The sequence below is a fragment of the Bradyrhizobium sp. AC87j1 genome, from assembly GCF_002936975.1.
Classification (GTDB): domain Bacteria; phylum Pseudomonadota; class Alphaproteobacteria; order Rhizobiales; family Xanthobacteraceae; genus Bradyrhizobium; species Bradyrhizobium shewense.
Genome location: NZ_PTFE01000193.1, coordinates 1 through 4758 on the forward strand (window position 1 = coordinate 1; position 4758 = coordinate 4758).

Consider the following 4758-nt stretch of genomic DNA (forward strand, 5'->3'; position numbering starts at 1 on the left):
GCTTGGCCGGATCGCGCCGCTTGGCCACATGGGCATGGTAGGTCGAGGGGGCGATCGGCAAGACCTTGCAGATCGGCTCGACCCCATGCGCCCCACGATGATCGTCGATGAAGGCGATCATGGCTTGTACCGGCGGTCGAGCTCCGCCATCGCAAAATAGGCGCTCGCCTTGCGCAGGATCTCGTTGGCTTGCCGGAGCTCGCGGTTCTCCCGTTCCAGGGCCTTCAGCTTCTCGGCCATGTCGGTCGGAACGCCGGCACGCTGCCCACTGTCGATCTCGGCCTTCTTGACCCAGTCATGCAGCGTCTGCGGCGTGCAGCCGATCTTGGCCGCGATCGAGGTCACTGCTGCCCAGCGCGAGGTATGCTCGCTGGCGTGATCCAGAACCATCCGAACCGCACGGGCCCGGAACTCGGGTGAAAACTTGTTCGTCGTCTTGCTTGTCATGGCTCCATCCTCTCAGGAGTTGGAGCCTCCGGCAAACCCGGGGCGGTTCATGTTTGAGCTGTGTCTGGTTCACGACATCGATGCCTCAAGTCGAACAGTAAAACTCCTCTATGGCGGCTATAGGCGCGTTGTTCTTTGAGGAACTCTCGCGCAACATCGTTGGCACGTCGGTTGCTTAAGATGCGTAGAACTCTGTGATGATCATCTCGCTTCGCAGGCGCTGCCAAAGAGTTCGGATTAGACGTTCTCAATCGGTCCAAATGTAGCATCGGATGCGGAGCAAATGCGCTCAGAACTTGAGTGGCCTCATGTTTGCTTCGCGATGGGCAAATAGCCGATCCATCACCGTTGGCGATTTCAGAAATAATGCGGAAATGGGAAGAGCGCAAAACAGAGCTCTTCAGTGCTCAAGCGAATGTGGCCCAGACATAACGCTGACTTGTTGGAGCAGATGAGCCTGAAGAGCCTGGTCGCTACTACGGACTAAGAAGGTGTACCTGGTCTGATTATCCATTGTGAGGAGGGTGCTATGCAGGAAACCGTCGACAGCAAGATCGGACCGGATGCGACTTCGGGCGACAATCGGAAAACCGCGAGTTCGTTTTTGAAGTTCCGTGGGATAGATCATATTGCCATTGCAGTACTCGATCTTGAGGCGTCAATTCTGTTCTTTCAGGACGTGCTGGGCTTTGAATTGAAGGGGCGTTCTCACGTTAAGGGACGGGCGACAGGCATGCTTTATGCTAACCTCGAGAGCGGCGGCATCAGGTTTGTCTTGTGTCAGGGCACTGAGCCAACCTCTCAGGTCTCAGAGCTGGTGCGGCGTAACGGTGTTGGAGTTGCTCACATTGCTCTTGAGGTCGACAACGTGGATGCTGCTGTGCAGACCCTAAAGTCTCGTGGTCTGGGATTTGATACGACCGTGGTTCGTTGTCCTGGACTGGCGCAGGCCTTCTCGAGTCGCTCCATTGAAACTGGGCTTAGCTTTGAATTCATTCACCGAGATGGAGAGAGTGGCCTCCTCGAATCGAACGTTCAGCAGCTTTTTGGTCAGCTTGAACAGTCGGGCAAATATTGACGGAAGAGGCAGGACCTCCAGTCGTGCGCGTGCTCCAACATCTTCATCGCCCAGCCGCGCTTCAAGGCTGCCTAATAGGTGCCCGGCTGCAAAGTTCAGCGATCAAGTGCTTGAGCCTGCTGTCGCGTCCCTTTTCCTCAGCTTTCACAATTGCGTCTGGTGGTCCGATTCGCCGGCCGGCTCGGCTGGAGGGTGAAGATATTGCGTCGATCTTCTCCGCTGCACGCCGACACGCGTCTTGGTCGCGCGCTCAGGGGCGTAAGGTGGGTACCTAAATCGCCAATTGTCGCGGATCTCGAGGGTCCTCGCGCGGATCTTGTGGAGTTCGGCAGTCCATCGCAGGACTGCCGAAAGCTGCGCCCCCCGCGAGTTACATAGGTGGAGAGTTTGTCATGGGCGTGGGGTACGTACATCACGACACATGTGTGTTGGCCTCATCAAGTTGCGAACTCCGCGAGAGGGATGGGCAACGAGCTGCAACGTCAACAATGGGTTCTAGGGTCTTTGTTGCTGGTGGGAGGCTAGCCGTAAGGTGCGCCCAGCTAGCGAGGGATATGGCGGGCTGCGTTATTCGGGCCGCCTTGTGTGCAGATCGCATTTTTCGGGATTGGGCCCTTCGCGGTAACATCCGGCGTGTCGCAAGTGTTGAAGAGCTATCGACATTGCTGAATGCTCAAGTGGTGGACTGGATATTTTCTCTTTGTAATCCATTCGTATTGGTAGCGGATGTGTTGGGGCGAGTTCGTCAAGGCGCTTCCAAGAGCCGCGAAGGCCCGTTAGCGCGGTGTGCGGCAACTGCGGCAACTTCTTCGGTGCTGTTGGTCCAAGATACCGAATATGCCGTCACGTGGCATCGCATCGATGGTGGTGCGGACACCGGTGACCGAGTTGCTCAATCCCACGTCTTGATTGCGCCAACCGATACGGCGTCAACTCTTGACCTCAAATGCTGCGAGGCTGGAGTCGAGGGTCTCCGCGAAGGTCTGACCGTTTTGGCGAGTGTAGAGGAGCTCAGTGCCTGTCCGCGGGCGCTAATACGCCGACGCGAGTTTCCCGAACGTCGACGTCCGGATGCGGCGGGCTGCCTGCGATGGGATCGATCCGCGCAAGATCTCTCCAAGACAACGACCGCCTGGATTTTAGGCCGTATCATTCGATTCGTTCTGTGTCTGAAGGCTGTTGTCGCAATCAGGTGCTTGGAGGTGTCGTCTAACCGCTCGCGCTTATCGGCGGGCTCTCTCTCCTTGAAATCACCCGGGCCATTGGCGTGTGGCGACAGGTACGGAGGATGTTGATGTTTGGTTCGGTGGCTCAGATGGTCGGCCTGTGGATGCGCGGGCACTCGCGAGGAATTCCGGCATGGAAATAGGCAATCGCCTGCCGATCTTAAGCGAAGCTGAGGCGCGGAGCACAACAGTTGCCCATGGATTGTTGGCATCTCGTGAAGAGTTCTGGCGACAGCGACTAGAGCAGTTCAAGATAGTTCAGCTTCCGTTTTCGTCGTCGTTAGAAGGCAAGGCTCCGGCGACATGGCAGTCGAGCGCTTGGCTCATGCCGAGTGCGTTGGTTGAGCTATCTCCACGTGATCGTACAGAACATCTGTTAACTGCTTGGTTGATCTACCTCGCCCGCGCTACTGGGGAGTCAGAGCTTCAATTGGGATGGTCCGCGCCGAATGGATCGCGAGCGGGCGGGAGCGCTGTGGAGGCCCTTCTCGTGTCCGCCGTGCCAATGGTGATTGCTATAGATCTAAGTGATGACTTTGCGCAGGCGCGCAGAGCGGTGGCGGCCGAATGCGTTCAGCTAAGAGTGAACGATAGCTTTGCCTGGGATCTTATCACGCCCACGTTGCGGAATGCGGAGGTGCTGCGATCGCGGCGACCCTGGCCCCTTGGGGTTACAGTTACCGGAGAGAGCTGTTCTGCGGCTGAAGAGTCGGCTTCGAGCTCTAGTTCTGAGATAGCTCGCTCCGGTGAGTTGCTAACGCTCGAGATTTGCGCTCTCGATGGGCGCTTCCGATGGCACTTTGACAGTAGTCGCTTCGCTCCCAAGCAGATCGACTGTATGACGCAGCATTTGCACAATTTGTTGTGTGCGGTGATGGCCGATGCGCAGCAGCCGGTGGGGCGCAGCGGGCTGCTGTCGTCCGATGACCGCACCTACCTCTTGGAGGAGCTGAATCAGACGGCGGCGCCTTATCCTTCGGACCGGTGTATCCATGAGCTGTTCGAGGCGCAGGTGCGCAAGACGCCGGATGCGGTAGCCGTGGTCCATGCTGACGCGCGCCTAAAATATCGCGAGCTCAATGCTCGGGCGAACCGGCTCGCGCATCATCTGATCGCGCTTGGGGTGAAGCCGGGCGATCGCGTTGCCATAGTGCTTGATCGATGCATTGCACTTGTGGTCGCACAACTGGCAGTTCTGAAGGCGGGCGGGGTCTATGTACCGATTGATCGGGGCGTTCCAGTTGGGCGACAAAGCTGGATTATGACCGACTGTGCTGTACGCCTGGTCCTCGTAGGTGACGAGAATGACGGGCGGTTTGAGATTGCGATTCCTATTCTGGCCATTGAGCCGATCATGGCTGGAACAGGGTGTAGTACCGATCCTGGCCTGGCATTGACCGCCGATGCTCCGGCTTACGTGATGTACACCTCCGGGTCGACCGGCCTTCCGAAGGCCGTGGTTGTTCCTCATCGTGCTGTCAACCGTCTCGTCATCAACAACGGCTATGCGGAGTTTACCTCGAGTGATCGCGTGGCCTGGGTAGGCAATCCCGCGTTTAGTATCAGTACGCTGGAAGTTTGGGCGGCACTGCTGCACGGCTCCAGCCTAATTGTGATTCCACACACAGCTGTGCTGCAGCCGGAGGTGCTGCGCACTCTGGTTCGGCGGCACCGCATCACCGTCCTGCATTTGACCGCCGGGTTGTTCAGCCAGAGCGTTGATGAGTTAGGCCCGGTGCTGGCGAGTTTGCGATTTCTCCTAGTTGGTGGTGGCTCGGTTGATGTGGCGGCCGTGGCACGGGTTTTGAGCCAAAGCCGACCGCAACATCTCTTGCACTGCTATGGTTCAACCGAGACGTCGACCTTTGCGACGGTCTGCGAGATCACCGCCATTGATCAGACAGTCCGGCGACTCCCCATCGGCCGTCCGATCGCGAACACGCGGATCTATCTGCTTGACGGTCATGGTGCGCCCGTTCAGTTTGGCGCGGTCGGGGAGCTCTACGT

2 protein-coding genes, 1 pseudogene and 1 other annotated feature are annotated in these 4758 nt (G+C 57.9%); of the genes and pseudogenes, 2 read left to right on the plus strand and 1 reads right to left on the minus strand.

Annotation, left to right across the window (positions count from 1 at the left end; all coding sequences use genetic code 11):
- Positions 1 to 447, minus strand: a pseudogene (locus CV770_RS40450) (transposase); the annotation flags it as partial.
- Positions 47 to 163 (minus strand) — a sequence feature (AL1L pseudoknot). Its footprint overlaps the pseudogene before it by 117 nt.
- A 529-nt stretch (positions 448 to 976) precedes the next feature.
- Here CV770_RS40450 and CV770_RS40455 point away from each other — a divergent pair.
- Both CV770_RS40455 and CV770_RS44155 read left to right on the plus strand, forming a co-directional pair.
- On the plus strand, positions 977 to 1525 hold the full coding sequence (locus CV770_RS40455) for a VOC family protein (protein ID WP_104466265.1): 549 nt from the start codon (positions 977 to 979) through the stop codon (positions 1523 to 1525).
- Positions 1526 to 2884: 1359 nt separating this feature from the next.
- The coding region (locus CV770_RS44155) for an AMP-binding protein (protein WP_146101459.1) at positions 2885 to 4758 on the plus strand (1874 nt) is incomplete at its 3' end.